This is a genomic window from Clostridium vincentii (assembly GCF_002995745.1).
In the GTDB taxonomy this organism is placed as follows: domain Bacteria; phylum Bacillota; class Clostridia; order Clostridiales; family Clostridiaceae; genus Clostridium; species Clostridium vincentii.
This window is the reverse complement of sequence record NZ_PVXQ01000084.1, coordinates 1-1,614: the sequence shown is the minus strand read 5'-3', so window position 1 is coordinate 1,614 and position 1,614 is coordinate 1. Positions and strand designations below refer to the sequence as shown.

Genomic DNA, 1,614 nt, shown 5'->3' with positions numbered 1-1,614 from the left:
ATTGTGTGAACCCGTAGCTTCGGTGGTAAGTTTGAGCCCCGGACATCTTCGGCGCAGGATCTCTCGACTAGTGAGCTATTACGCACTCTTTGAATGAGTGGCTGCTTCTGAGCCAACATCCTAGTTGTCTTAGAAATCCCACATCCTTTTCCACTTAACTTACACTTTGGGACCTTAGCTGACGATCTGGGCTGTTTCCCTTTTGACCATGGAACTTATCTTTCACAGTCTGACTGCCGAACTTATAGTATGTGGCATTCGGAGTTTGATAAGGTTTGGTAAGCTCTATGCCCCCTAGCCCATTCAGTGCTCTACCTCCACTACTCATATTCGACGCTAGCCCTAAAGCTATTTCGAGGAGAACCAGCTATCTCCGAGTTCGATTGGAATTTCTCCGCTATCCACAGCTCATCCCATGCTTTTTCAACAGCAACGTGGTTCGGTCCTCCACGGGGTTTTACCCCCGCTTCAACCTGGCCATGGATAGGTCACCCGGTTTCGGGTCTACGGCATGCAACTAGTCGCCCTATTAAGACTTGGTTTCCCTTCGGCTCCGTACCTTAAGTACTTAACCTCGCTACATACCGTAACTCGTTGGCTCGTTCTACAAAAAGCACACCAACACCCACATATGGGGCTATGATCGTTTGTAGGCACACGGTTTCAGGTTCTATTTCACTCCCCTCCCGGGGTTCTTTTCACCTTTCCCTCACGGTACTTCTTCACTATCGGTCATCAGGTAGTATTTAGCCTTGGGAGGTGGTCCTCCCTGCTTCCCACAAGGTTTCACGTGTCTCGTGGTACTCTGGATCAGAACTTGTGATCTTCTCGTTTCACTTACGTGGCTATTACACTCTACGGCTCAACTTTCCAGTTGTTTTCAGTTACGATACCTTCACTTTTAATGTTCTGTCCGCAACCCCAAGAATAAATTCTTGGTTTGGGCTCTTTCCTTTTCGCTCGCCGCTACTAGGGAAATCGATTTTTCTTTCTCTTCCTCCAGGTACTTAGATGTTTCAGTTCCCTGGGTTTACCTTCCTACAGCTATTTATTCACTATAAGATACATGGGGTTTCCCATGTGAGTTTCCTCATTCGGAAATCTTCGGATCTCTGACTATGTGCGTCTACCCGAAGCTTATCGCAGCTTATCGCGTCCTTCATCGGCTCCTGATGCCAAGGCATTCACCATGCGCCCTTTGTAGCTTAACCTGTTCTCGTGACACAAAAGTTTCTCATTGCGTTGATCGCTTTTGCGCCACTGGTTTTAACATATGATGTTTTTCTACTATATAATAGTAATAACTTTCACAGTAAAACTAGTAAAATACAAAGAATATTTCTTGGCTTGTTGTAGTTATACAAACAATATATATATATGTGCAATTTTCAAAGAACAAATGAGTTACCTTAATTGGTATCTCAAAATTGAACAGACTATTAAGTTAAATTCCAGTTATCTTTTTTATGAAGAAGAAAATTCAAACTGAATTTTTTTGTTACCAGTAAGTATCATACTTGCTGGATTTCTCCATAGAAAGGAGGTGATCCAGCCGCAGGTTCTCCTACGGCTACCTTGTTACGACTTCACCCCAATCGCTGACCCTACCTTAGG

Annotated in this window: 2 rRNA genes; both read right to left on the bottom strand. The window is 44.3% G+C overall.

Annotated elements, in window-relative coordinates:
• Positions 1-1,211 (bottom strand): 23S ribosomal RNA (locus tag CLVI_RS17135); the annotation flags it as partial.
• 325 nt (positions 1,212-1,536) lie between these two features.
• A 16S ribosomal RNA gene (locus CLVI_RS17130) occupies positions 1,537-1,614 on the bottom strand; the annotation flags it as partial.